This window comes from uncultured Rhodoblastus sp., from assembly GCF_903903185.1.
Classification (GTDB): Bacteria; Pseudomonadota; Alphaproteobacteria; order Rhizobiales; family Beijerinckiaceae; genus Rhodoblastus.
The window spans coordinates 12587-38537 of sequence record NZ_CAIUXT010000028.1; the positions used below are offsets into that span (position 1 = coordinate 12587).

The following is a 25951-nucleotide window of genomic DNA, read 5'->3' on the forward strand; positions in this document are numbered from 1 at the left end:
AAAAAGAAGCGCGGCTCGAAGCAAATGAACTTTTTTGGCCTCTTTGAAACTTCAGCAGCTTTTGCCCCCGCAACAGCCGCCAGGCTTGGATTCCGCCGGGGTTTCCGCGAGATCGGTCCACCGCGCCAGTTCCGTCCGGTTCGGGTATCGGCCGGCAAGGGCGATTTCGCCATCGACAAGGATCAAGGGCAGGCCTTCCTGGCCGGAGCGCTCCAGAAAGCCTTTCGCCGTGGCGTTTTCTGCGAAAGCCATGGGTTGCTGGGCCAGATTGAACCGCTCGATTTGCGCGCCATTCTGCTTCGCCCAGTCCACATCCGCTGAAAAGGTGACGATGGCTTGATCGACATCGACGCCGCACACGCCCGTGCTACAGCACAGCGCGGGGTCAAACACCTGAATCGTCTTCACTTGACTTCTCCTTGCGCCAGATGGGTAGCGCCTTCGGTTTCGCCGATCTCTTCCAATTTCTTCGACAAAGCGAGTTTGTCGAGCCGGTGCATCGGCAAAGCGAGCAGCAAGGAGATGCGGTTCTTGAGGTAGCGAAACGCCAGATTGAACGCGCGCTGTTTCTCGATGTCCGTGCCTTCGACGGCGGCAGGGTCTTCAATGCCCCAATGCGCCGTCATCGGCTGTCCCGGCCAGATCGGACAGGCTTCACCCGCGGCGTTGTCGCAGACCGTGAAAACGAAATCCAGATTTGGCGATCCCGGGGCTGCGAACTCTTCCCAGTTCTTCGACCGAAACCCGTCGGTCGGATATTCATAGTTGGCGAGAGTCTTGATCGCCAGGGGGTTGATTTCGCCCTTGGGATGGCTTCCCGCCGAAAAGGCGTTGAATCGGCCCGCGCCGTCCTTGCGGAGGATGCTTTCCGCGAGAATGGATCGGGCGCTGTTTCCCGTACATAGGAACAAAGCATTGAAGATGCGGTCGGACATGATTTGAGCCCTTTCGGATAACGGCGATTGAAAGTCCGCGGACATCGGCGAGACATGACCGGCCGCGATCGGATAAATGGCAGGAAGCGGAGCGTCATAACCAAAACCCGACGCCCATCCTTAATTTTATCTATATATCCAGATTATCGGATATTTTGCAGGACGGCAAGGGACTTCGAAATGGCGGCCGATTGTAAACGTGGGTTCGATCGACCGCCGCCAGCGATCATTGTCCGCCTGCGGAAATGCCGAGGCGACCCAGGTCGGTCTGGCGCTCTTCGCTGTCGATCGAATACTAGCCGCCCTTTTCCGTCAGGGCCTGGCCATCCTTCGACAGTATGAATTTGATGAACTCGGCCCGCAATGGATCGAGCGCCTCGGTCGGCTTCCGGTTCACGTAAATTTCGAGATAGCGCGCAATCGGGTATTTGCCGGCGCGAACCAATTCCGCCGATGTCTCGTAGCATTCGCCGCCGTCGTAGGCCGCCACAGAAACTGCGCGAACGCCTTCTGTCTTGTAGCCAAGGCCGGAATATCCGATGCCGAACTTGTCGCCCGCCACGCCCGCGACGACGGCGGCGGAGCCGACCTGCTGATTCACGCTCGGCTTATAGTCGCCGCCATACAGGACATGCGTCCGGAAAAATTCATAGGTGCCCGACAAGATGTTGCGCCCTTAGAAAGTGATCGGCTTCGACGACCAATCGCCAGCTAACCCGACGTCGCCCCAGGTCGAGATGTCCCTGCCGCCGCTGCCCTTGCGCGTCGATGAAAACATACGGTCGATCTGCATCTGGGAGAGACATTTGATCGGATTGTCCTTGTTGACGTAAATAGCAAGGGCATCGATCACGACCCGGAAGTGGGCGGGCTTGTAGCCGAATTTCTTTTCGAAGGCGTCGATCTCATCTGACGTCATCGGACGCGACATCGGCGCGAACTGCGAAGCGCCGGCAAGCAGCGCCGCTGGCGCGGTGGCCGATCCCTTGCCTTCGATCTCGAATTTGACGCCCGGATATTTCGCCTTGAAGGCCTCGGACCAGGCGGTCATCTCGTTGTTCAACGTGTCCGAACCGACCGATTTGATTTCGCCAGAAAGGCTGCCAACGGATTGATAATCGGGAAGCGAACCGTCAAGCGCGAAGGCCATATTGGTTGCCGCCATAATCGCGACGGTCGCCGCGACGAAAACATTCAATTTCATGCTATTCCTCCTCAAACTCTTGGCCAGTCAGTCGAGTGGGCATTGCCCCAGTTAATCCAGGTATCCAGATTTTCAGATATAAATGACAGATAAGCGACAGGGATAAATATTTGGAGTCGGTTGCAGCCAAGGGGCGCGCCCGATTTATCGAGCGATGGCGAGTGTGACGCCGCTGCGTGTTTGCATCAGGGCAATCGGAGGTATGTCGCCAGGGACGGATCGAAGGGCTTCAAATGGACCGCTGATTCACTCTTTTCGACAGCGCCTCGGCGCTCTCCTTGCGCTCGGAATAACGATCGACGAGATAATCCGAACGGCCGCGGGTCAGGAGCGTGAATTTGACCAATTCCTCCATGACGTCGACGACGCGGTCGTAATAGGCCGAGGGCTTCATCCGGTCATCGTCGCCAAATTCCATGAAGGCCTTGGCGACCGACGATTGGTTGGGAATGGTGATCATCCGCATCCAGCGCCCGAGGATGCGCATCTGATTGAGCGCATTGAAGGACTGCGAGCCGCCCGAGACCTGCATCACCGCCAGCGTCTTGCCCTGCGTTGGCCGCACGGCGCCAAGGGTCAGCGGAATCCAGTCGATCTGCGCCTTCATGACGCCCGTCATCGCCCCATGGCGCTCGGGCGAGCACCAGACCATGCCTTCACACCAGGCGACGAGATCGCGCAATTCCTGCACCTTGGGATGGTCGGCCTCGGAATCGTCGGGCAGAGGCAGGCCGCTTGGGCAATAGGTTCGCGTCTCTGCGCCGAAGCGATGCAAAATTCGGGCAGCCTCTTCGCTCAACAAGCGGCTGAAGGATCGTTTCCGCAAAGAACCATAAAGCAGCAGGATGCGCGGCGCATGTTTTTCGCGCGGCGCGTCGAACAGCGCTTTTTCGTCGACAGGCTGGAAACAGGCTTCGTCGAGATTCGGAGTCGGGTCCAGAGGATCAGCCAACGCGACGGCCCTCCGCGTCGATCAGGAGTTCGCCATCTTCCTTGGCCAGCGGACCCGGCGGCAGGCGATCGAGAAGATCCAGCACAACCTCGCTGGGGCGGCACAGCTTGACGCCTTTCGCCGTGCAGACGATAGGCCGGTTGACCTGCACCGGATGCGCGATCATCGCAGCAAGCAGCGTCTCGTCATCGACGGCCAAATCGAGCAGGCCAAGTTCGGCGGCGGGCGATTTCGACGTCCGCAAAGCCTCGCGCGGGGTCAGGCCAGCGGCGGCGAACAGGCCTTCGAGTTGCGGCCGGCTCCAGCCGGTCTTGAGATATTCGATCACCGTCGGCTTGTAGTCCGCCGCCTCGATGATGGCGAGGACGTTGCGGGACGTGCCGCAATCGGGATTGTGGTGGATGACCACCTGCATTTCCTCAGCCAACGATCTTCTCCCTGAGATTTTCGGCAGCGACACGACGGACGGCGGCGCCGGAGTTATACCAGCCCTGTGTGCTGTTCACGATCTTGACCACCGAAAGCATCACCGGCACTTCGATCAGCACGCCGTCGACCGTGGCCAGAGCCGCGCCAGAATGGAAACCAAACAGGCTGATGGCGGCGGCGACGGCCAGTTCGAAGAAGTTGCTCGCGCCGATCAGCGCCGAGGGACCGGCGACGCAATGGGCTTCGCCGGACGCGCGGTTAAGCAGATAAGCTAGTCCCGAATTGAAATAGACCTGGATCAGGATCGGGACGGCCAGTATCGCGATGATCAAGGGCTGCGCCAGAATCTGCTGGCCCTGAAAACCAAACAGCAGAACCAATGTCGCCAGAAGAGCGACGAGCGACAATGGCTGCAAGGTGTCGAGCAAGCCTTGCAAGGCCGAGTCGCCGCCCCGCGCGAGCAAAATGCGCCGCACGATCTGCGCCAGGATGACGGGAACGACGATATAAAGCGCCACCGACAGAAGCAGCGTATCCCACGGCACGGTGATCGCGGACAGACCCAGCAGCAGACCGACGATGGGCGCGAAGGCGACGATCATGATGACGTCGTTGAGGGCGACCTGGCTCAGCGTGAAATGCGGCTCGCCCTTGCAGAGGTTGCTCCAGACGAAGACCATGGCGGTGCAGGGCGCCGCAGCCAACAGAATGAGACCGGCGATATAGGAGTCGACCTGATCGGCGGGCAGATAAGGCTTGAACAGCCAGCCGATGAAGAACCAGCCGAGCAGGGCCATCGAAAACGGTTTCACCGCCCAGTTGATGAACAGGGTCACGCCAATGCCGCGCCAATGCTGCGCGACCTGCGAGAGCGCGGCGAAGTCGATCTTGACCAGCATCGGGATGATCATCAACCAGATCAGCAAGGCGACGGGCAGATTGACCTTGGCGATTTCGGCGGCGCCGATGGCCTGAAACACGCCGGGAAGGAATTGACCGAGGCCGATGCCCGCGACGATGCAGAGCAGGACCCAGAGAGTCAGGTAGCGTTCGAATTTCGACATGACTTCACTCCGGGGACACGGACCAGTCCGCCTGCGGTTGAGTTCGAACATCGACGGGTCGGAGCAAGACGGGCGCATCCACTTGGGAGCATGGGGTTGCGGCCAGCGATCGCCGGCCGCGCGATCATTGATGATCGAGGTCGTCCGTGTGAGACCCGGGCGGACAACAGGGCATGAGATCGGCTAGAACCGGCGCGCAGACGTCCGAACGACCGCCGCAACAATCCTTCAGCAGGAAAAGGACGACCTCCCGAAACAAGGCGAGATCGGCGCGATAAATGATCGACCGACTTTGGCGCTCGCCGTTGGCCAGCCCGGCGTTGGCCAAAATCGACAGATGCGCCGACATCGTGTTCTGCGGAACGCCCACCAGCCGCGCCAATTCGCCGGCGGGGATGCCATCGGGCTCGCGCGCGACGAGAAGTCGGAATGTTTGCAGACGGGTCGCCTGCGAGAGAGCCGCGAGAGCGGCAAGAGCGGATGTTTCTTTCATATATCTAGATTATCGGATTAATATGTCTGGCGCAAGAAAATGCGACTCAAGCCATCACATTGTTGGCGACTACCATTGTGATAGCAACCGCGGCCTTCAGCCGTTGTTTGAAACGCAAGATAAGTTTGGCGACTGGCCGCTTGGGGTCGATGCCGTTGAAAAACTGGGCGATATTTCCGGCGTCCCAGCGGCGGGGCGATGAGATTGACGCGAGACGGATGGTTTTTGCTCTGCCTTCCCCCGTCGTGCTTGCTTTGCTCCCCCTTTCAGATCGCTTGGGGTTCAGCGGGTGTCGTCAGTCTGACGAGGCGCCTGAGGTTTTGCGCTATGCCGGCCAAGAGAAACTCATCTCGCGCGCCGCTGAGGCCTCGGAGCCTCATTCGCTCAAAACGAAGCGTGGTCTTCAGATGCGCGAACAGCATCTCGACCTTCTTCCGCTCGTTTCGTGACCGTTCGAACTCCGGCGTGCCCGCAAGCTGGCGGGCCTCATCGCGAGCGTCTTCATGGACGCTTCTTGGGACTTTTCGAGGTGAAGCGTTCGGGCAGCAGCGGGCCTTGAGTTCGCACGCATCGCAGTCCAGTTTGCTCGCGCGGTAAATCATCTGCCCCGCATGCGTGATGCCCGAGCGCGGCTTCGAGTAGACGCGATTGAACTGCTTGAGCGGTTTGCCCGCCGGACAAGAGTATTGATTCTTTTCGGGATCGAAGGCGAAGTCGGCGCGGCTGAAAGTCCCGTCCTCGCGCGTGCTTCTGTCCCAGACAGGAATGTGCGGGGCGATCTTTTCCTGCGCCAGCCAGCCGAGGAATTTGCCCGTGCCGTAAGCGGTGTCAGCCGCGAGGCGCTTGGGCTTTAGACCGAACCGTTCCTCTGTGCGCTCGATCATGACGGCAGTCGCTCGCACTTCATCGAAGGTCCGGGCCGGCGTCGGCTCGACATCGACGATGAAGGCGTGCTCGTTGTCGATCAGATAGTTGAGCCCATAGCCGAACTGAACCCGCTTGTTCGCCTTGGCGGTCCAGGCGGATGCAGGGTCGGACGGCGATATCACTTTAGGCGCTTTGCGGCCTTCCTCCGGCTCCTCCGCTTCATCGAGGGCCTCAAGATATTCCCGCACGGCGCGCGACGGCTTCTTGACCGTGCTCCAGTCGATCTTCTCGGGCGCGAGACCATGGTAGCGGCTGGCGTCGGCTTCGATCACGCTCGCATCGACCGAAAAGCCGTCGCCTTTGATCAGGCCGACCGCCAAGCAAACTCCGACCACGCGCTCGAAAACCCCGCGCAAGAGATCGCTGTCGCGGAACCGGCCGTGGCGGTTCTTCGAAAAACTCGAGTGGTTGGGAACTGCGTCATCAAGGTCGAGTCTGCAAAACCAGCGATAGGCCAGGTTCAGGGATACTTCTTCGCACAGCTTCCGCTCGGAGCGTATGCCATAGCAATAGCCAATGATCAGTATCCGCATCAGCAATTCGGGATCGATCGAAGGTCGGCCGGTGTGGCTGTAGAACTCCGCCATCTCCGAATGAACATCCGCCAACGCCTGCCTGACGAACACGTCAATCCGGCGCAACAGGTGAGTTTCGGGAACGCGCGCATCGAGATTAAACGCATAAAAGAATTGGGCCTGATCGGCGGACTGGCGTCCCATCATCGGCGGAATCCCCTCGCAAATCACGAGAAAATGGAATCACGCCGACCCGCTCAAGGCAACCGGGCAACCGAGTTTTTCAACAGCATCGGTCACGAAAAAGCGTTCGACCGAAGCCGAAAAAAGGCCGCTGACGACGTTGCAGCGGCCATTGCGAGCAGAGCTTGATTGACGCGTTCGAGCCGATTGCCGGCAGCGCGATGAAAGCGTGTGGCCCCAACCGCTGTCAGTCCGTGGGTCGGTCATCCGATCGTCGAGCGCTGTCGCTATAATACCGCGTTCGTCCAGATCCCGCTTGAGCCTCCTGAAATGGAGGCCCGCGCTGTGGCAAAAACATCACTGCACCATGAGAAAATGGCGCTTTGGTCAAAAGGGACGCATTTTTTTGGTGTTACGCTGCACCGTAACACTTGCCTGTTACGCTGTGCCGTAACACGGTGCCCTCGTTCCAATACGGGGCTCCCTATGACCGTTCAACCTTTTGTCCAATCATTCCAGACGCAGCACCCACAAAGTGGCGCTCTCGAGCATTCGATCGACGCGGTGCTTCAAAACATCTTGCTGGATCACCTGTTCCGCGGAATGGCGCATCGCGGCCTTGGCGTCGCCGCGATTGCCGCTTTTCTCGGACTGACGCCGCAGGCCGTGGAGGAGCGCGCGGCGGCGCTCGATCTGCCTCCTCCGCATGACCGGCCGATGCGCAAGCCAGGCCCGCGCGGATGGTCGATCGACGACGTGCGCCGTTTTATCGCTCTCTGGATAGAGAATGTGGCGACGAAGTCGATAGCCGCGGCGATTGGGCGATCGAAGGGCAGTCTTTATTACAAACGCAAGTGGCTGGGTCTTGAGCCCAGAAAGCTTTCGGAACTGCGGGAGCGTTCGGTTGAAGCCTGCGCGGCGACCCGGATCTTTTGGTTGCCGGCGCCGGTGGCCGATGTCATCGCTGGTCCGATTAAAAACCTCCCCTCGACCCTGCAACCGCGGCCGAAGCAGCAAGACAAGTGGAATCCGGAACGGAGCAAGAGGTGCTCGTATCTGGCGTTCGCCGGATTGAGCAATGCGGCGGCGGCGGCGCGAATGAGCGCGGAATTTGGCATCGAATTCAGCGAAAAGGCGGTCGCCGATCAATTGTCCCGCGTCCAGGCGATTCGCGATCGTTCGATCCGAGCGCTTCCTGACATCGGCGACGATGAGATCGAGTCCCGCGCGGCGGCCCATATCGCGCTATGGGCGCTTCAGTGGCGCAAGTGCGAAGGTACGAACCACTATTTCTGGTATTCGCGCCTGCGCGGTGGCCCGCGCAACACATGCCGCGAATTCCAGCGTCGGAAATTCAGGAACAAGCGGCAGGAGCGGGAATGCGCGGCGCGGTTCGGTATCGCCTGAAAGAGAAAGTCAATAAAAAACAGCATTTTCTGGCTCAAGCATCGATCGACACGACCATCTCCTCCAGGCGGCCGCCAATCATTTCGCCAGGATGCGCCGGGTTCTTCATCGGCAGGGCCGCGCGCCTTCTATTTCGTCTCGTGCAAGGCGCGCTCGATCGCCATGCGAATGAAACGCTGATAGGGCATTCCGGCTCGCCTCGCCGTGGTTCGCACTTCGTCAAGAAGCTGTTCGGGCAAGCGCAGGCTGACGGATTTGTCCTTGCGCCGCAGTTCGAACCGCATGGGCTTCATGTCTGAAAAATCGAATTCGCCGAGGTCCGCCGTTGCGACAAATTCTTCGGCTTCGGCATCCGTCTTAAATTCCGGGAATTTCTTTTTCATGGGCTTCAACCTCCTTCTTGTGCATGTAACGGGCGCTCAGGGGCCGAATCAAAATGTCGGCGCTTTTTCGCCTCAAGGTGAAAACGACAAACAGATTGCGGCCTAGCGCTGTGACGCCCACGGCGCGGAATCGTTGTTCCACGTTCGAATGATTGACGTCTGGCCCGACGAGTGGCGCGCCTCCAAACAGGCTTTCGATCTTGGCAAGCGGGACGCCATGTTTTTGGCATTTGTCGCGATTGCCACTGTCCTAATTAAAGCCGTCGAATTCCATTGGTCCCCACAGTTAAATGCATATCGTTTTGCATATGCAATTGTCAATACAATTGGCGCGCCCGCCTCGGGTCCGCCACTCCCCCAAACTGCGTTACCCGCAGTTTTCAGGATAGTTCACAAAACTTATTCGAGTTCGCGCCATCGGCGCCGAGGGTTGAAGCATGGACAACCAGAGCGCTGCGATCATGCGAAAACTATCCGATCCCGACTTTCAGGCGGGGCTCGTCAACAAGAGTCTTGCTCTCGTGATGGGGCTTTGCGCCCTTCTCACCGCCTTCGTCGCGCACGACGCCTATCTTTGGGCGAATCCGCCGACCCCGAAATATTTCATTGTCGACGTGAAGAATCCTCCCAAGGAGGTGAAGCCCGTTGACAGTCCGATCATGGACGACACGCAACTGCTCAACTGGACGGTCACGGCCATTCTTGCGCCTTATAACGTCAATTATCACGATTATGCCGAGCAATTGAACCGGGCAGGTCGTAAATTCTCGTCAAAGGGCTGGCAGTCATTTGCCTCAAGCTACATTTCCAGCGGCAATTACGAAGCCATGAAGAAGGGAATGTTGCTTTGCTTCGCGCAGCAACAGCGCGCGGCGATCGTCACCGAAACCCTATTCGAGGGCGGCGCGCTGGCCTATCGGGTGCAGGTTCCCGTGGTCCAGACCTGTCAGAACTCGCAGGAAGCCAATTCGCAGAAAATGCTGCTGACCGCCCTGATCAAGCGCACCAACGCCGAGGACCACTCCGAAGGGCTCGTGGTCGATCAGCTTGTGGCCAAAGCCCTTTAGAAAGCGACCAAATATGAGAGCGATTGTTCTTTGCCTGTCCCTTTGCGGGGGGCTGATTGCGCCCCTGAGCGCGCTCGCGCAGCAGACCGCCAATGCGGCGGGACATCCGGGGAAAGCGGAAGACGGCATTCCACTGACCCCTGACATGATCCGCGATCTCGGCAGGCGCGTCGGCGACACGCGCCGCGCGCAGGAGGAGGTCAACACGCAACAGGCCGCGCCGCAGGCGACGCGCGTCAATGTTGGCTTCACGCCTGGCCAGACGACGCCGATCATTCGGCTGGTCAAGGGCTATCCGACGGCGATCTCGTTTTTCGACGACACGGGCGAACCCTGGCCGATTGAATGGAACACCAATACCAATCCGGCCGGCGGGGGAGGGGGGTCGACCTGCAGCCAGACGCCCGCTGGCGGAGGCGGTCCGGGCGTGGCGACGGTGGGTTTTTATGTCTGCACACCGACCGTTGGCAGCAATGTCTTGCAGATTTCGCCGGCGTCGATCGAGCCGCGCGGCGGCTTGGTGGTCAATCTCAAAGGCGCGCCAAAGCCGATTTCGTTTCTGCTCGTGAGCGGCGGCGGGGTCTATGACGCCGATCTCACGGTCCATGTCGGGAAACGCGGCCCGAACGCGCGCGGCCCCGTCGCCCCTCCGGCTGCCCCCGACACGGCCTCGCCCTTCCTCACGTCGATGCTTCAGGGCGCGCCGCCCGCCGATGCCGTGCCTCTGAATGTCGCGGGCGTGAGCCCGGACGATCTCAGGGCGTGGAAGGTCGGCGAGCGCGTCGTCATTCGCACGGTCTATCAACTGGTCTCGCCCGAATGGTTCGCCTCGGAGGCGGCCGAGGGGGGCGTTACCGTCTATTCGCTGCCGTCGACGCCGGTCGTTCTTCTTTCGAAGAATGGCTCGACTGTCTCGGCCTCGCTTTCGGAGCCTTGAAAAATGACCAATCCGCAGCCCGTGAAGTCAAATCCCCCTCGCCGGCTCAAGCGAGGGTTTCTAAGTAACGCCGGCAAAGGCGGCCCGACGCGCCTTGTCGCAATCGTCGTTTCCGTCGTTGCGATGGTCGGTTTGGTCGTCGCGTTGTCGATTCGGCACGAGAAGAACAATACCGATTCGCAGGTAGCCAAAATGGCGCCGATGAACCTTCTGCCGGGCGGATTGAAAAGCACGCCGGCACAGGAAGCGTTGCGGAAAAAGCACGCGGATGCGGAAGCGGATAAGGCGGAGGCGCAGGCCAAATCCTACACGCCGTCGATGCCGGGCTCGCAGCTATTGCCCGTGCATGAAGCTGGACTGGAGAAGCCCGCCGTCGCGGATCAGCCGGCGGTGGCGCCGATCCGGATCGTTGTGCCGGAGGCGCCTAAATACACCCCGCCGGAGAAGCCCGCGCCGCGAACTGCGGACAACGCCATATTTGAGGAGGAGGCAAAGGTTCAGCGGGTTGCGATGACGACCCAGGATACAGTCCCCGATGTCGGCCTGACGGCGGAGCAACGCAGGGCCTATGAGAACACGATGGCGCAATATGACATTCAGGCGCCGCGCACGATCGTGGTGTTGCCGGAGCATGTGTCGGAAGATCGAGCGGAAGCGGCGGCGCGTATTCAAAACGAACGCGAGGCGGTTTCGACCGCCGCCGCGCCGAATAGAGGCAAGGTGCTCGTTCCCGCCGGTCGCCGCATCTACGCGCATACGGTTCTTTCCGTGAATTCGGATTCGGGCGGCCCGATTGTGCTTGAAGCCGACACCGGGCCGCTCACGGGCGATCGGATGATCGGCACGTTCGCGAAATCCGGCAATGACCGGCTCGTCGTGCGTATCTCGAGAGTCGAGCATCGTGGTGAGTCGCTTGACGTGGCGGCCTTGGTTATCGCGCCCGAGTCGATGGAAACCTCGGTCGCGTCGAACATCGACCAGCATTACATCGAGCGCTTCGCTTTGCCGGCGGCGGCGGCGTTCATTCAGGGCCTTGGACAAGCGGCGGCGATGAGCAACACGGCGACAACCGTCTCACCCTATGGCGGGATGACTTCGGCGATCGGGCCGATGACCGTGGCTCAACAGGCGTGGATCGGCGCCGGCGCGGCGGCTCAAGCTGTCGGCCATGAGTTCACTCAGTCGACCCCAAAGGGGCCGACAATTCATCTCGACGCGAACATCGGTGTGGGCGTCATGTTTCTCGAAAACGTCGTCGAAAAGTAACCCGTTCGCATCGGGACGAACGTGAGAGCGAAAACCGGCGGTCGTGAGGCTGCCGGTTTTTTGCTGCATTTCTTCGCGCCAATGCTTGGCATGCTGTGAGCTCCTACCGATGGAGCTTGTTATGAATGTGCATAGGAATGTCCGCCAGCGCCTCGACCGAGAGGATGGCGACCATGGAATTCCAGTCGATGGCGACGCGCCGTTCGGCCTTCCGGGCGAGAGTGCGCCGGAAGTCACGCTCGCCGAGGATGAGGGCCGCGAAGAGAAAAATCGTGGCGCGGCCGATGTTTTCGAAGGCGTGCTGGCGAACTTTCGCGGCGCGCTCGCTCGGCGGAAAACGTCGAAGTCGGAAGGAGAAGTCGCCGGCGTTGACGGTCAGGATGAAGAGTCGCCGAAAGCGGTCGATCACGGCGCGGTCGAAGGGCCTTCGGAAGAAGAAGGCAGCGACGGAGCGATCGAGAGCGAGGGCGACGCCAAGGCCGGCGGCAAAAGGAAGATCGATCAGCGCGTGTTGCTTGGCGGCATTGCGGCCGGGGCGGTCGCGGTTGTCATGGCGGGAGTGGCGTTGTGGCCCTCGAGCCCGAAAAAGCCCGTGGTCGCGGAGCAGGGAATGGCGGCGCAGCCGTTGTTGGCGCCGGCGGCGTCTCTGGCGTCCGTGCCCAAGCCCGAGATCAGTCCGGCGCCGGAGCTCCCGTCGAAAAGCGGCGATCCGTTGAAGGAAATACTGGCGCTCGGACAGCGGGACGATCCGTCGGCGGCGAAGGGCGCCGGTCCAAAGCCGGCCGAGGATAAGGCGGCGCGCGTCGATGATGGGGTACAGAAAGGAGCTTCGGCGCCGACGGTTGCGGAGAAACCGAACGCTAATCTGCCGGAAAAGATGGTGGCGAAGCCGGCCGTCGAAGCGCAGCGCCCGCGAAGCGTGGCGGAAGTCGGCATGGTCGACGCCAAGCCGGGTGAGCAGGTCGATGCGTTTCGAACCCAAGTTGCGACCGTGAAGGAACCGGCGCCAAGCCCGCAAGATCGTGTCGAGGCATTGCGGACGGAAACCGCGCTTCTTGAACGCGTGACGCAACTGGCGGCGCTCGTCGCCCATCTCAACGATCAGGTGAACAGGCTCCAAAGCGCGCAGGCAAAACTGTCGTCGGGAACGGAGGAGCGATACGCCGATCTCCAGCGGCGAATGGCCCTGGCCGAATCGGGCAAGGAGCTCGATGCGGCGGCAAAGGCGCAGGATGCGCGTCATTTCCAGTCCTTGGCCGTGGCGAATCCGATCGAATCGCGCGTCCCGGCGCGGGTCGTCATGAAGACGGGACCGGCGGCGTCGGTCGAGAGCCTGGGTGAGAAGCGGCCTTATCGGGTTCAGGCGGCGTCGCCGAGCCTCGCCATGCTCGGGACAGGCGGCAACGAGCCGCCGCTGGAGGTTACGCCTGGCGCAACCGTCCCAGGGTGGGGCCGCGTCAGCAAGATTGAGCAGCGTGGGCAGACGTGGGTGGTCGTGACCGCCGGGGGCGTCATTCAATAACGGAGAACGTCCATGCAGGGATTGGTCAATTTTGCCGGCGACATCGGGAATGCGATCGCGGTTTTCATACCGACGATTTGCTATTTGATGGCGCTTTTCTGCTTCCTGTTCGCCGCCTGGGGCTTCTGGATGCAGACCGACCCGACAAATCCGTTTCGCGGGCGGCCATGGATCCCGCTCGTGTCCCTCATTCTCTCGGGCGCCTTCGCGAGCTTCGACCGCGTGCTCACATTGGCCAACGGGAGCGCGGGGACGGGTCTTCAGGTCTCGATCGGGTCATTGACGAGCTATACGCCGCCGACTGTCGGCACTGTGCTCGGAAGTGGGCCCGGCGACGCCATCGTGAACGTCGTGGCTTTGTTTCAAGGGTTTTTCCAGAGCTTTGGCGCCATGGCGTGCCTCTTCGCAACGATCGCCTGGCGAGGAATCGTCAATGGGCAGAACAACCGGACCCAGGGCGGTTGCTTCGTGCAATTCGCCTTCGGGGTGATGCTCATGAACATCCTGACGGTCACAACCTGGCTCACACAAATTTTTCAGACCACCTGAATTTTTCCAAATCAACTTCGCGCCGGTCGCTGCGACAGTCATCGGCGAGGGGGACAACAGGGACTTCCTCGCCTTACAAAATCAGGAGTCATAAATTGGACAAGCCTTTCGTTCTCAATATCAGGAAACCTGTCGCTCGCCTCGCTCGTCGCGCGATCGCCGGCGCCGGCCTCGCCGTCGTCTCGGCCCATGCCGCGTTCGCCCAGGCCGCCGGCGGCACCATCGGCGCGCAGATGCAGACGATGTCGCAGGAAGCGTCCACCACGGGCGGTTTCGTCGCCTCCACCGCGATGTATGTCGGCGCGCTGATCACCTTCGTCTTCGGCGCATGGGCCCTCTGGCAGTCCCGCCAGCCGGAAAACCGCGAAGGCGGTCAGGTCGCCCGTGGCCTCGCCGGCCTCGTTCTCTGCGGTCTGCTCGTCACCGGCGGCGCGTGGATCAACAAGGCTGCCCAGACCGCGACCGGCTCGGCCGCGTCGATCAGCAGCACCGCGGGCGCCGTGAGCTTCCCGTAAGACCATGACCAAAATGGCGCCGCTCGTTCTTTCCGTTCGTCGGCCGACGGAGTCGGCCAGCATTCGGAAAAATGGCGGCGCCGGCGAAGGCTCCTGTCGGTTTTGCGCTGCCCCGGCAAAACCACGGGAGCTTTTTTCGTTTTTGGATGAAGATGGCGCCTGTCCCTTTTGTCATCTGGTGAGGCATCTCGATCGCCCGAACATCGATGGAGAGGCGGTGCTGATCTGGCTCCCTGAGCTGACGCAGGCGGCGTTGATCGCGATCGTTCACGAGTGTCATCGCCGGCTTGTGAAACACGGCATGCAGCATTTGGCGGGAGTAGGGCGTCCGGCGATCGGCGACGAATTTATCCCTGTCGAAACTCGCGAGGCTTTGGCCGCAATCGCAGCGTTGCGAGGTCGGGTCGATGAAGTCGAGGCGCGACTTGGATCGTCCTCGCCGAAAGCCTTGGCGCAGGCGCTCCTGCGAGTGAACGCGAACACCTATGCGGAACGGGCGCGGCGGCTTCATGGCGTGCGGCTGATGCCGCTTGGCCGAATCGCGAGGCCGGCGGCGCAAACTGTTTCTTGACGTTTTGGAGGATTGGCCGTGGATGCAATCTCTCGTTTTTTGGCAGGCATTTCGTTGGCGTTGAAGCAGCCGTTGGCGGGTTATTTCGACGTCGAGACGACGCATGGCGACGCCTTGGTGACGAAACAGGGCGACTATTTGAGCTTCATCCGCGTCGGCGGAATGAAGCGGATAGCGACGCGAAAAGACATCGAGCGTCTAGCCGAAGCCTTGCGCGTCGAATTGTCCGGGACGCTTGAAAACAAAGGTCACGCGATCGTCGGCTGGTATCTTTCCGACCCCGAAATGGCTGAGTGGGAAATCGAACGCGTCAGCCTCGCCTCGTGCCGCAAGGTCGGCAAGGAACTCGGGCTCGATCTCGGCGATCTGCTCGATGAGCGCGCCAGGTTGTGGTCGAAGACCATGCGCTGGGAAGCGTCCTGCCTGATTTTGTGGACGCGGCGCGCGGTCCTCACCAAGGAAGAAGTCAAGCAGATGAAGGAGGAACGCGCTTCAGCCGCGCGGGAATGTCCTTCGATCGGCGACGCGCAGCGGTTTTTCATGCGCTCCGAACTGATGGCGGCGCATCACGACGGCTTCGTGAGCCGCGTGTCTCAGGCGTTGCGAGGCATCGATGTCAATGCGACCGAGATGAGCGCGCGGGAAGCGCTGATTCTGGCGCGGGAAGCCATGTACCGCGAGACGGCGGGCTCGGCCTGGAAGCCGACCTTGATCGGCGACAAGGTCATGGCGCGGATGCCGGACGACGACGTCAAAAAGCCGTCCAGGGAGGGCTTGTTGTGGCCGTCGTTGCGCAGTCAGTTTTTTCACGAGGATGCGGTGACGATCGGCGGTCAGGCGGTCGAGCTTGGCGCTTACGAATATGCGCCGGTCGACTTGATGATTGGCCCGGAGGATCCGAGGCCCTTCGTTGAACTGGCCTCGACGCTGGGCCAGGACCGAGTGCCGTGGCGATGCTGTTTCATTCTCGAAGGCGGCGGCCAGACGGGAATGGCGCTAAAGGAAGTCGGCGCGTCGTTTCTGGCCATCTTTCCGCAGAACCGGGATTTGCAGCGCGGTTTTGCCGCTTTGCGCGCGGCGCGGGAAGAAAGCAATCACATTTCGGTCAAGCTGCGCGCGTCGTTCGCGACCTGGGCCAAGGCCGGCGAAACGCGCGCCTTGCGGCGGCGCGCCTCCACGCTGGCGCAAAGGATCGAGGGTTGGGGTGGGTGCAAGTCGGCGCGCATCGCCGGCGATCCCCTCGACGGCGTGATGGGCACGGTCCCCGGCATCGCCCTCGCCTCGACCGGAAACCCGTCTCTGGCGCTTCTTGGCGAGGCGCTTCCCATGCTGCCATGGAATCACACGATTTCGCCGTGGAGCGAGGGAAGCGTGCTGTTCCGGCTGCCGTCCGGCGCCATCTGGCCCTACGATCCGGCGGGCGGGTCGAAGCGGCCCGTGGTGATCGATGTGTTCGTGGCGCCGCCGGGCTCGGGCAAGTCCGTGATCGCCAACACCATCAATCTCGGTCTGTGCCTGTCGTCCGCCGTGCTCGGCGGCGCCAATCCAAAACTTCCGATGATCGGCAAGCTCGACATTGGCCCATCCGCCGAAGGATTTGTGCGGCTGATCCGGGAAAAACTTGGACCGGAGCGCGAGCACGAAGCGATTTATGTCATGATGCAGTTCGCGGCCGGCTATGAGTTCAATGTGTTCGACCTGCAAGTCGGCTGCGAGGATCCCCTTCCGCTCGAACGCGCCTTTCTGGAGACCTTTCTGTCGCTACTGACCCTTCCGGCCGACACGTCGAAGCCGTTCGAGGGTGTGACGCAGATGATCAAGCTCGTCGTCGATGAAGCCTATCGGCGATGCAAGGACGTTCCGGGGGGCACGCCGAAACGATATGTGCGCGGGGTCGAGCCGCTCGTCGACGCCGCGATCGCTAATCACGACATACAAATCCATTCCGAATATCCGATCTGGCGTGACGTCGTGACGGCGCTTTGCGAATGCGGTCAATATCGCCTGGCGGAAATCGCGCAACGGCATGCGGTGCCGGTGCTTGAGGATCTGATTGTCGCCGCGCGCTCCGAACAGGTGGTCGATCTGTTCGAATCGTTGAAGATCGATCTGACCGCCGAGACGGCGTCGCAGCTTTTCGACCGCTACATTCGTGACGCCATTCGGCGCTTTCCGACGCTCAACCAGCCCACGAAACTGGACTTCGGATCGGCGCGGATCATCGTGCTCGACCTGCAGGAAGTGGCGCCGACCGGCTCGGCGGCGGCGAATCGGCAAACCGAGATCATGTATCTCCTCGGCCGTCACATCCTGGCTCGAAACTTCTTTCTCAAGCCGGACTATCTCCGCTACGTGCCCGAATTCGTCCGGCCCTATCACGCGAAGCGGTTTCAGGAAGTCTATGAATCGGTGAAGCGTCTCGATTACGACGAATGGCATCGAACCAAGGGCAGCGCGCTTGTGCAGGCGCAAGCGGAGCTCGATGCGCGCGAGGGCCGCAAACACAATGTCCAACTCGGCTTTTCGAGCCAACGGCTCGGCGACATGGGCGATTCGATTCTCGCGCAATCGACCGGGCGCTTCATCCTGCGCGTCGGTGACGAAAAAGAAGCCGAGCAGGTGATCGAGCGGTTCAATTTGTCAGAAGGCGCGTCTCAGGTCGTTCGGCACGGGCTCCATGGGCCAGGCCCGAACGGCGCGCCGTTTCTGTTCGTCCTTCATGTGGACAACGCCAAATACGAACAGGTGCTGGTCAACCAGCTTGGCCCGGCGGAACTGTGGGCGCATTCGACGACGCCCGGCGACAGCGCGTTGCGCAATCGTCTTTACACAGCCCTGGGCTTCGAGGAAGCGCTTCGCCGGCTGGCGGCGGTGTTCCCGAAAGGGTCGTCGTTGAAGGAAATCGAACGCCGCAAGGCCGATCGTCTGAAGGCGGGAGCGATGGAAGCGGCGGCGCAAGCGGGCGTGGTCGACGATCTGGCGGCCGAACTGATCGACGGCCGCGGGGTGGCGCTGAAGCTCAGACCCTATGAGCGAGACGGCGCGGAGCTGCTGGCCGCCACGCAATAGGTCGCCGAGGAGCGGGTTGAACCGCTCCGCATTTTTTCAAAAACGCGTTTCGACTTCGCGCCATCGCCGCCGAAGTTGGTGGTGACGAGGGAGCCATTGACGATGAGGCAAAGAGTTTCAACACCGGTCTTGGTCGCGCTGGCGGCATTGAGCCTCGCCGGCTGCGCTTCGGTGACGCCGATTCCAACGACAGTGGCGACGCCCGGCATGCCGAACGCCGAACGCGAGTTGCAAGAGAGCATGAGCGATGTCGGTCGGGAAATGGCGCGCATCGGCAAAATGGGACCGGAAGTCGCCGCGTCGGATCGGCCGACCGTCGTTCCGGGCGAGCTCGATCGCCAGGTGTCTTTTCAGTGGAACGGTTCTCTCGATGACGCGATCCGGGAATTGGCGAAGCTTGTCGGCTACGCGGTCGAAATCAAGGGCGCCTCGCCCTTCACGCCGCGCGTCCAGGTGTCGATCGATCCCGCGCCGCGCCGCGTCTACGACCTGTTTCGCATGCTCGGCGAGCAAGCCGGATCGCAGGCGGGCGTGCGTCTCGACTCGCAGCATCATCTGGTGGAGGTCGTCTATCTTGGCTAAGCGTCGTCTTCTTAACGGTGGCGCGGCCGCCGCAATTTTGGCCGCGCTCTCGGGCGCTTCGTTCGCCGCCGATGTGGCCGCCCCGGCGCCAGCACCGGACCCGGCTGCGGCTTTTCTTCAGGAGTCGCCGGCGCCCACCCCGCCGCGACCGGATGGCGTCATCCTCATGCCTGTCCCGCCCGCCCCATCTCCGGACGAAGTCGATCGCAGGGCGCGTGAGCTGGGCAACGGGTTGAACAAGCCTGTGACCGGCGCCTTGGTGGATCCCCAGGCGGTGGGCGGCGAGCGTCCGCCGTCGCTCGAGGCGCTTCAGTCCGCGCGTCCGGGTGGCGTTGTCGGAATTCCGGGCGCGCCGCCGCTCGAACCGGGTCGCGAGGAGACGTTGCGCGACGCTGGCCTGACCTATGGCGCGAAGGGCGGCCTCGCGGCGCGCGCCTTCGCTATCAATGAAATGCTGCGCAGGTACGAGGACAATCTCGACCGCGTTTATGAATTCAACGCCGTGGTGCTTCACCATCCTGGCAGTCAAATTCTTATGGTCCCGCCGATCGTGTCCGAAGCGCAGATGGCGTTCGCCTTGTCCGAACAAGGCCAGGTCGCGCGCGAGACAGCGTGCGTCTATTCGATCACCCGCGCGGCGCGCTTTGCGTCGGCGCCGCCGAACTGGCGGGCCTATCTCGTTCGGGATTGGGGCTGGCCGAAGCAACCGGCGGATGCCGTACTTCCGAGAACGGAGCAGGAAGCTCAGTATTGGAACAAGTTTGTCGCGGAAGGCTGGGGCCGTGGCGAAAAGCAGGCGGTCGACATCTTTCTATCCGATCTCGGCCGGCTTCAACGCGACATCGTCGGGATGGCGCGTTACCGCGTGCTGCTGAAGAAGGGCCTCGTCGAGAACCCACGTGTTGTCCTCAACGAAAAGGCCGCTGACGGTGGCGGCGCCGAGTTGCGCGGTGGCGATCGTATTGCGCGGATCACGGCTCAACCGGGTTTGAGAGCGAACGGATCGCCCTGGTCGCGTGGCTCTCGCGATTGCCCGAAGTAACCCCATGCGTGCGCTCGCGGATGAACCCAAGGCGGTCGATCACGCTGAATCGATCGAATGGTCGGACAATGGCGCGCGCTGGGTGGTCGACAGCCGGCGCGACGCGCCGGGGCTCGACAGCTTCATGAGCCATGTCCATCGGCTTGGCGCGGAGCAGATCCAGTTCGCCACGTTTCAACCGGCGGCGTTCCGGCGTTTTGGCAAGAATTACAAGGTCACTTCGCGGCTGCCTCTCGATGAGAGAGACGCGGCGGGAATCGTCAATCATCTCTATGGCGCCGACGGGATGGCGCGGCTGCAAAGCGGTCAGGACATCAACGTGATGTATGTGATCGGCGTGCCGCGAAAGGAGGTCTTGCGGTTCCGCGTCAATATCACGCCGTCGGTCACGAGCCAGGGGACTGGCGTTCATGCGGTCATTCGTCCGGTCAAGGACCTTCCGCCGCCGCTCGAAAAGCAGAATCTCGAGCCCGGCATTTTGGCGAATTTTCGCATGAGCAAAGGCCTGATGATCGTGTCGGGCGCGACGGGGTCGGGCAAATCGACGCTGATCGGCGGCATGACCATGGCGAAGCTCATGGATCCGCATGGGCATCACAACATCATCGAATGCGCCGAGCCGATAGAGTTTCTGCTCGATCGCGTGCGCAGCCCGACCAGCACGATCACGCAAAGCGAAATACCCCGCAATTTGCCGAGTTTTGATGCCTTTATGGAAGGCGCAATGCGTCGCCAGCCGACCGACATCATCGTTGGCGAGTGCCGCAAGCCGGAGCATATGCGCGCGACGATTCACGCGGCGATTTCCGGTCACGCGACGCAAACGACGCTCCACGCGGAAACCATTTCGCTGACGATGCAGCGCGTCGCGAGCCTGCTGCCGCCCGATCAGATGAAGGATCAGATGATCGCCTTGGCGCAGGCGCTTCGGTTGGTGATCAATCAAAGGCTTGTGCCGACGCCCGAAGGGCGGTGGACGCCTCTGCGCGAGTTTCTGGTTTGCGACGCGGAGTTTCGGCGGCGTCTCGCGACGGCCAGCGCCGACGATTGGCCGCAAATCACGATTGAAGCGCTTGAGCGTACCGGTCAGCCCTATGCGAGAACGATCGAGATCGCGCTCAAAGAGGGCCGGATCGATGAGGAAGCCGCCGAAATGGTTCGGCGGGAAATCGAATAGGAAGGGCGAGGCATGTGGCGCGATACTGGAAAGCCGGTCAAAGTGTGGGTGCTCGATGCGCGAGCATGTCTCCCGGTCCTCGTCTTCGTCGTCTACTGGTCGTGGACCACCTTCTATATCGCTCTGACCGGCGTCGTCTTTTTCTCGGTGATCAGCTGGGCCGGCATGACCGTTCCCGCCACGATCCGAATGGTTCGCCGCCTCCTTGTCGGCCCGTTCCGGCCGGCGGTTCCCGCGTGGAAGCGCCGGAGGTTCGCGTGAGCAAGGAGCTCGATGTCGCCTATGTGGCGAGAGTCGTGCGTCAGCTGCTTGAAGACGCGGGGCGAGACGTGGTGCTCGAGGACAGGGCCGGCGGCGAAATGGTTGTGGTGCCGCCGGATGCGGCGGCCGCGCCGGATGGACTTTTGCCGGTGTTTCTGTCGTCAGGCGAAGCGCTTGCGCTGGACGCTTTTGGCGAGGGCTTTGGGCTCAAGCTGAAGCGCGATTTCGATGCGCTGTTTTCCTGGCGCGTCGAATCGATCACGGCGACTACATTCTCGGAAGTGTTGCTTTCGACCATGGAGGCGCTGGCGCAGGCTTCGACACCGCGCGGGATCATGGTTCTTGACTTGGCTCGGGTGTTTGACGAGGCGTCCGCCAGGGCGCTGGCGCGGAGGGCGCCGGCATGATGCGGCGCGCGGCTCTTCTCGGCGCGGCGGTTGCGACCGCCATCATGCTGGTCCGGCCCGCGAGCGCGGACGAACTGATGATCGAAGCGTGCCTCAAGGCGGCGGCGGAGGCGCATAGCGTTCCCGCCGGCGTCTTGGTCTTGCTGCTGGACGTCGAGCGTGGACGCCTGGGCGCGGTGAGCCCAAACAGCAATAAAACGGTCGACATTGGGCCGATGCAGGTCAACGAGATATGGGTCGACAAGATCGCGCAACGCTGGAAGGCGTCGAAGGATGCGGCGTATCTGGCGTTGCGGGATAATTTTTGCGCCAATGTCGAGGCCGGCGCCTGGATTTTGAGGCAGGCGCTGGACGAAGCGCCGGGCAATTTTTGGGAAGGAGTGGCGATCTATCATTCCCATAACACCAAGTACAAGCTCATCTATCTCAAGAATCTGCGCGAGCACGCGATGCGGCTGCGCCAGCGGGCGATCGCGGGGCTAGAGAGGCCGGCGCCATGACGCCGCAACCCGGATATTCCGCTCGCGGCGGCGAATCGTCCGCGATTTTTTTGGTCATCATTATCGTGGGCGCGGGTTTTCTTCTCTGGTCGTCGTGGCAAGTCTATCATGGCGAAATCAGCACGATTGCGATGTGGCTCGCCCATTGGGAAATGCAGGCGATCGGTTATCTGTCGGATCGCTTCCAGCTTGCCGACTCCCAGGTGCTGAAAGCCAATCGGGAACTGGTGCGGTTCGATCAACTCGTCCGGCTGTATCGGAACATTGGCGCGTTTTTTCTGTATCCGGCCGTCGGGATCGTGGGGCTTCTCGGGCTTGTGTGCTTCGCGCGGGCGGGCAATCGGCGCTTTTCGCGGCGGCTCGATCTCGAAGGCCTGATGCGCGAGCAGGCCACGAGTTTTCCTTTCATTTCGTGGACTGTCGGCAGGAAGCTCGGGCTTGCGGGCGTGCGGGACAAAAATCCGCGTCCTGGAGATCCGGCGTTGCGGCCAGCGGAATGGGTTGCCCTCTGGGCTGACGGGAAGGAAGGCGCGTTCGATGAGCTGAAGGCGCGCGAGGCGCTTGTCCGGCAGCTTGGCGAGCCCTGGCGAGGCGTAAAGGCTGCGTCGGGGGCCGTGAAGTGCATGCTGGCGGTGTTTGCGCTGCACGGGGAATGCGAACGCGAGGAAGCGTTGGAGCTTCTCGGGCTGTTGTCGTCCTCGCTTCCTTTCAACAAGCGCGATGGCGTGGCTGGACCGGAAAACCCGCTCTGTTTCTCGAAGGAGATCATCGAGCTTGCCGATCGCGTTCTGAATGACGCCGCGATCGTGCGGAAAGCGCTCGATGGCATGGCGCGTCATTTTTACACGACGACGGGTTTGATGACGGTCCTGTGCGAGGCGCGGGCGCGCGCCGGCGCTCTGGCGCCCGCGCAATTCGCGTTCCTGAAACTCGTCGACCGAGAATTGTGGTTTGCGCTTCATTCGCTCGGTTTCGAGAGCGAGGGGCGGCGCGATCACCCGCACCCTTGTCCGAGGGTTGAAGCGATCGGCGCGCGCAGCCACTGGGAGGCGGAAAGAGGCGCGGGGCGCGCCTTGGCCGCGCCGGAATTTTCTTGCGCGGTGATGGCGCTGAAAATTGGGCTGCGAGGATGATTTCGACGTCTGGAATTCGCGCCTTTCAATCGGATCGTGAAGCTCCAATCCCGGAGGATGTGCATGAGCAATGAATTTGAGACGAACGAGCCGAGTGTGAAGGTGGAGTTGCACTTTCATGTTTCGCTTGCCGCGCCGTCGCGGCCCGATTGGACGGCGTGGACGAGCGGCGATCCGAATGCGCCCCGATTCTCCAGCGAGCCGACGGGAAAAAGCAGATGGGTCGCAAAATCCTTTGGGGTTTTGGCCCTGGTTTCCATGGCGGTCGTTGGCGCGAGCTTTGTCCATCGGTTGAGTGAGGGCAGGGACAATCGGGCTGAGCTCGTGTCGGCGTTGGCCCCGCATCCGCGTTTGCCGCCGCCGGTCGCCGTCGACGGAGCGGGTCCTGAGAATCCGGCGGTGGAGGCCGAAGCACCTCAGGGCACTGCCAGAGTCCATAGTCGCGGGACTGCCGCCTTTGGTCTTCGCTGAGGCGCGGGACCAGAGGAGGAACGAACGTGCTTGAGCGTGAAATTGTGGGGCCGCAGGATCGGTTCGAGGTTTCGAGCGGCCGCCTTCGCCGCGACGTGCGGCCTCTGACGGCCAGGCTCTCGGAATTCTTGCTGAGCGAGGCGTCGGGCCTGGTGCTGGGCGTCGCCGGCGTCGCCATGGCGATCGAACCCGCGCTCGTCAATCTCCTTGTTCCGGCCTCGGTGATTTATGCCGCGATCGTCCTCAGCCAGCATGTGACGTTGCCTTTGCGCCTGCCGATGAGCGCACGGATGAAGGATTATAATTATCCGTCGCCAGCCGACCGCCGGCCGAGGCGCGCGGCTGGGACGATTTATCTTGGACGCGATCTTAAAGGCCGGGAGCTTTGGCTCTCGTCCGACGACGGACGGCAGCATGCGACGGTTCCCGGAACGACGGGCGCGGGCAAGACGACCGCGCTCGTCGGGTTTTTGACCAATGCGCTGGCGCATGGAAGCGGCTTTGTGCTGGTCGACGGCAAGGCCGACAATAAGCTCTTTGGCGAAGTGCTCGCCTTGGCGCGGCGGTTTGGGCGAGAGGATGACGTTCTGTGCCTCAACTTCATGACCGCGTCGGGCGAAAAGGAATCGAACACCTTTAACCCCTTCGCGGTCGGCAACGCCGACGCCATTGGCGAAATGCTTTCGAGCCAGTTGGGCGAGACGGTCTCGGGAGACTCAAACCAGGTGTTTCGCGACCGCGCGGTCGCGTTGGTCGGCACCATGGCGCCGGTGCTGGTCTGGATGCGGGACAACAAGGGCGTGTCGCTCAATATCGAGACGATTCGTTTCAGTTTTGAACTGCGCTGCATCTGGAAAATCGCGGTCAAGAAGCTGTTCGAGGTGCGCGATCCAGCTACGGGTCACTCGCTGGACATCGACGTGTCGGACATTCCCGAGGACGTCATCTACCCGCTACGCGCCTACCTCGGCGAATTGCCGGCCTATGACATGGCGTTGGATTGGAACAAGCAAAAAACCGAGGAGCCGTCGAAGCAGCACGGTTTCGCGGTTTTTTATTTTACGCGCACGTTCGAGCTTTTGGGCGTCTCGCTTGGCCACATTTTCAAGGTGCAGCAGTCCGAAGTGGACATGCGCGATGTGGTCTTGAACCGGCGGATTCTCGTGGTGAACTTGCCGGCGCTCGAAAGCTCGGACGACAGGCTTGCCGCGCTCGGCAAGATCGTGGTCGCATCGCTGCGCGGCATGATGGCGCAGATGCTTGGGTCGCGGCTCGAAGGCGACTATGACGCGATCGTCGCCAACAAGCCCGGCATGGGAGCCGCGCCTTTTCATGTCGTCCTCGATGAGGTCGCCAGCTACGCGACATCGGGCATGGACCGCATGCTGGCCATGGGGCGTGGCCTGAATTTCATGTTCTGGCTTGGTCTTCAGGAGGTTTCGGGCATCTGGGCGCGCCTGGGCGAGAAAACGGCGTCGCTTCTCGGCAACGCCAATTTGACGGTCGCCATGCGCCTGCAGGATGCGAACCGCACGCGAGAATGGATTGAAGGGACGGCGGGCCGGACGACAGTCTCGCAGGTCTCGAATTTCCAGGCCGATGATTTCGGTGAATTCGCGAGTGGCCGGTCGGCCGAGCTCAGGGAAACTTCGCGGATCGATTGGCGTGATTTGCAAGGGTTGATCGAAGGCGAGGCGATCGTGCTTTTTGGCGGTCGCCGTATTCACGCAAAGCTGTTCCATTCAGACGTGAAGGTGAAGGGACCGATGCGGTTGAATCGCTGCCTCGCTTTACCGGCGCCGGATGTGAAAAAGATCAAGGCGAATGCGGCGAAGGTCGATGCGCTCGTTGGCCGAATTGAAAGAGGTCTCGCGTCCGACAGCCGTCGAGCCGAGCGGTCGCCGGCTTTGGATGCGATGATACAGGCTTTTGCGCGTTCGGCGGTCGCGGGACGGAGCGCTGAGGCATGTATCGCCGGGGCGCTGCAGGCGGTCGGAGAGCGGGCGAAAGAAGCGCCGGCGCCGAACGAATCGTTCGAAACGATTTTTGCCGCGATGTTCGAAAGGACGTCGAACGAGAGAGGATATGCCGAACCGCGAGGCGGCGACGAGCTGATCGAGGCGGCGGATCTGGAGACGATCAACAGGCTGGGGGCTGTCGAGGCGATCATGGACGGCGATGTTGAAGCCGGGCGCGAGGGGGCTCGCAGGCTTGTGGCGGCGGCGAAGGCTGGTGGATTCCGCGCGCCGGGCGCGCCGGTGGGGAAGGAGGATGTAATAATTCTTCGGAGCGAATTCGTCGCCGCCGATCGAGAGCTGAATGGGGTGCTGAACGAATATGCGGAAGAACATCCAGTCGCTCGATCCGCTAGCCTGACGCCGTGATTTGGA

General features: G+C 61.6%; 26 protein-coding genes and 2 pseudogenes. 16 read left to right on the top strand and 12 right to left on the bottom strand.

What is annotated here, in order from left to right; all coding sequences use genetic code 11:
• Nucleotides 1-51 precede the first annotated feature (51 nt).
• The 8 genes and pseudogenes from arsD to QZY01_RS02185 form a co-directional block, all read right to left on the bottom strand.
• A complete protein-coding gene (arsD, locus tag QZY01_RS02145) occupies nucleotides 52-408 on the bottom strand; it encodes an arsenite efflux transporter metallochaperone ArsD (RefSeq protein WP_294532758.1) in 357 nt (118 codons plus the stop codon).
• Entirely contained in the window at nucleotides 405-935 is a 531-nt protein-coding gene (locus QZY01_RS02150) for an arsenate reductase ArsC (protein WP_294532761.1), read from the bottom strand. Before QZY01_RS02150 ends, arsD begins: the two co-directional genes overlap by 4 nt.
• Before the next feature lie 295 nt (nucleotides 936-1230).
• Nucleotides 1231-2139: pseudogene (locus QZY01_RS23835) on the bottom strand (PstS family phosphate ABC transporter substrate-binding protein).
• Nucleotides 2140-2368: 229 nt separating this feature from the next.
• Nucleotides 2369-3091, bottom strand: a complete 723-nt coding sequence (gene arsH / locus QZY01_RS02165; protein WP_294532769.1) for an arsenical resistance protein ArsH — start codon at nucleotides 3089-3091, stop codon at nucleotides 2369-2371.
• Nucleotides 3084-3506 carry an arsenate reductase (glutaredoxin) gene (gene arsC / locus QZY01_RS02170; RefSeq protein ID WP_294532838.1) on the bottom strand — a complete coding sequence of 141 codons (423 nt, stop codon included), beginning with the start codon at nucleotides 3504-3506 and terminating at the stop codon, nucleotides 3084-3086. The genes arsH and arsC overlap by 8 nt, the downstream gene beginning before the upstream one ends.
• Nucleotides 3507-3510: 4 nt before the next feature.
• Complete coding sequence (gene arsB / locus QZY01_RS02175; RefSeq protein ID WP_294532772.1) at nucleotides 3511-4584, bottom strand: ACR3 family arsenite efflux transporter; 1074 nt, start codon at nucleotides 4582-4584, stop codon at nucleotides 3511-3513.
• Nucleotides 4585-4708: 124 nt separating this feature from the next.
• Nucleotides 4709-5077, bottom strand: coding sequence for a metalloregulator ArsR/SmtB family transcription factor (locus tag QZY01_RS02180; RefSeq protein WP_294532774.1), 369 nt, complete (start codon nucleotides 5075-5077; stop codon nucleotides 4709-4711).
• 266 nt (nucleotides 5078-5343) lie between these two features.
• On the bottom strand, nucleotides 5344-6726 hold the full coding sequence (locus QZY01_RS02185) for an IS1182 family transposase (protein WP_294532776.1): 1383 nt from the start codon (nucleotides 6724-6726) through the stop codon (nucleotides 5344-5346).
• 207 nt (nucleotides 6727-6933) lie between these two features.
• On the opposite strand from QZY01_RS02185, the gene QZY01_RS02190 reads away from it, so the two are divergent.
• Complete coding sequence (locus QZY01_RS02190) at nucleotides 6934-8109, top strand: hypothetical protein (protein WP_294532777.1); 1176 nt, start codon at nucleotides 6934-6936, stop codon at nucleotides 8107-8109.
• Between the two features lie 128 nt (nucleotides 8110-8237).
• On the opposite strand, the gene QZY01_RS02195 is transcribed toward QZY01_RS02190, so the two are convergent.
• Nucleotides 8238-8492 (bottom strand): BrnA antitoxin family protein, encoded by a 255-nt coding sequence (locus tag QZY01_RS02195; RefSeq protein WP_294532780.1) that lies wholly within the window; start codon nucleotides 8490-8492, stop codon nucleotides 8238-8240.
• Nucleotides 8467-8721 (bottom strand): annotated as a pseudogene (locus QZY01_RS02200) (BrnT family toxin); the annotation flags it as partial. The gene QZY01_RS02195 and the pseudogene QZY01_RS02200, both read right to left, overlap by 26 nt.
• Before the next feature lie 208 nt (nucleotides 8722-8929).
• Between QZY01_RS02200 and QZY01_RS02205 the strand changes: the two are divergent.
• From QZY01_RS02205 to QZY01_RS02215, 3 genes are read left to right on the top strand one after another with little or no spacing between them, the layout of a single operon-like run.
• Nucleotides 8930-9559, top strand: coding sequence for a DotI/IcmL/TraM family protein (locus tag QZY01_RS02205; protein ID WP_294532783.1), 630 nt, complete (start codon nucleotides 8930-8932; stop codon nucleotides 9557-9559).
• A gap of 13 nt (nucleotides 9560-9572) precedes the next feature.
• Nucleotides 9573-10496, top strand: a complete 924-nt coding sequence (locus QZY01_RS02210; RefSeq protein WP_294532786.1) for a DotH/IcmK family type IV secretion protein — start codon at nucleotides 9573-9575, stop codon at nucleotides 10494-10496.
• A gap of 3 nt (nucleotides 10497-10499) precedes the next feature.
• Nucleotides 10500-11762 (top strand): DotG/IcmE/VirB10 family protein, encoded by a 1263-nt coding sequence (locus QZY01_RS02215; RefSeq protein ID WP_294532788.1) that lies wholly within the window; start codon nucleotides 10500-10502, stop codon nucleotides 11760-11762.
• A gap of 103 nt (nucleotides 11763-11865) precedes the next feature.
• Here QZY01_RS02215 and QZY01_RS02220 read toward each other — a convergent pair whose 3' ends face one another.
• The gene (locus QZY01_RS02220; protein WP_294532789.1) at nucleotides 11866-13005 is read right to left on the bottom strand and encodes a hypothetical protein; all 1140 of its coding nucleotides are present in this window, start codon (nucleotides 13003-13005) and stop codon (nucleotides 11866-11868) included.
• A 291-nt stretch (nucleotides 13006-13296) separates the two neighbouring features.
• Here QZY01_RS02220 and QZY01_RS02225 point away from each other — a divergent pair, with 291 nt between their 5' ends.
• Nucleotides 13297-13833, top strand: a complete 537-nt coding sequence (locus QZY01_RS02225; protein ID WP_294532791.1) for a hypothetical protein — start codon at nucleotides 13297-13299, stop codon at nucleotides 13831-13833.
• Nucleotides 13834-13928: 95 nt separating this feature from the next.
• A complete protein-coding gene (locus tag QZY01_RS02230) occupies nucleotides 13929-14348 on the top strand; it encodes a hypothetical protein (protein WP_294532793.1) in 420 nt (139 codons plus the stop codon).
• On the opposite strand, the gene QZY01_RS02235 is transcribed toward QZY01_RS02230, so the two are convergent.
• Nucleotides 14314-15024 carry a hypothetical protein gene (locus QZY01_RS02235; RefSeq protein WP_294532795.1) on the bottom strand — a complete coding sequence of 237 codons (711 nt, stop codon included), beginning with the start codon at nucleotides 15022-15024 and terminating at the stop codon, nucleotides 14314-14316. The two genes, QZY01_RS02230 and QZY01_RS02235, sit on opposite strands and share 35 nt — an antisense overlap.
• On the opposite strand from QZY01_RS02235, the gene QZY01_RS02240 reads away from it, so the two are divergent.
• From QZY01_RS02240 to QZY01_RS02285, 10 genes are all read left to right on the top strand, one after another.
• A complete protein-coding gene (locus QZY01_RS02240) occupies nucleotides 14992-17988 on the top strand; it encodes an ATP-binding protein (protein WP_294532796.1) in 2997 nt (998 codons plus the stop codon). The two genes, QZY01_RS02235 and QZY01_RS02240, sit on opposite strands and share 33 nt — an antisense overlap.
• 102 nt (nucleotides 17989-18090) lie before the next feature.
• Nucleotides 18091-18570, top strand: coding sequence for a DotD/TraH family lipoprotein (locus QZY01_RS02245; RefSeq protein ID WP_294532798.1), 480 nt, complete (start codon nucleotides 18091-18093; stop codon nucleotides 18568-18570).
• A gap of 37 nt (nucleotides 18571-18607) precedes the next feature.
• Nucleotides 18608-19612: a type IV secretory system conjugative DNA transfer family protein gene (locus QZY01_RS02250; RefSeq protein ID WP_294532800.1), complete on the top strand. Its 1005-nt coding sequence runs from the start codon at nucleotides 18608-18610 to the stop codon at nucleotides 19610-19612.
• A 4-nt stretch (nucleotides 19613-19616) separates the two neighbouring features.
• Entirely contained in the window at nucleotides 19617-20789 is a 1173-nt protein-coding gene (locus QZY01_RS02255) for an ATPase, T2SS/T4P/T4SS family (RefSeq protein ID WP_294532802.1), read from the top strand.
• A 12-nt stretch (nucleotides 20790-20801) separates the two neighbouring features.
• Nucleotides 20802-21050, top strand: a complete 249-nt coding sequence (icmT, locus tag QZY01_RS02260) for an IcmT/TraK family protein (RefSeq protein ID WP_294532805.1) — start codon at nucleotides 20802-20804, stop codon at nucleotides 21048-21050.
• Entirely contained in the window at nucleotides 21047-21457 is a 411-nt protein-coding gene (locus QZY01_RS02265; RefSeq protein WP_294532807.1) for a hypothetical protein, read from the top strand. The genes icmT and QZY01_RS02265 overlap by 4 nt, the downstream gene beginning before the upstream one ends.
• Nucleotides 21454-21957 (top strand): lytic transglycosylase domain-containing protein, encoded by a 504-nt coding sequence (locus tag QZY01_RS02270; RefSeq protein WP_294532808.1) that lies wholly within the window; start codon nucleotides 21454-21456, stop codon nucleotides 21955-21957. The genes QZY01_RS02265 and QZY01_RS02270 overlap by 4 nt, the downstream gene beginning before the upstream one ends.
• Nucleotides 21954-23090, top strand: coding sequence for a hypothetical protein (locus tag QZY01_RS02275; RefSeq protein ID WP_294532811.1), 1137 nt, complete (start codon nucleotides 21954-21956; stop codon nucleotides 23088-23090). Before QZY01_RS02270 ends, QZY01_RS02275 begins: the two co-directional genes overlap by 4 nt.
• 63 nt (nucleotides 23091-23153) lie before the next feature.
• Nucleotides 23154-23561, top strand: coding sequence for a hypothetical protein (locus tag QZY01_RS02280; RefSeq protein WP_294532814.1), 408 nt, complete (start codon nucleotides 23154-23156; stop codon nucleotides 23559-23561).
• A gap of 26 nt (nucleotides 23562-23587) precedes the next feature.
• Nucleotides 23588-25945 (top strand): TraM recognition domain-containing protein, encoded by a 2358-nt coding sequence (locus QZY01_RS02285; protein WP_294532817.1) that lies wholly within the window; start codon nucleotides 23588-23590, stop codon nucleotides 25943-25945.
• Nucleotides 25946-25951: the final 6 nt, after the last annotated feature.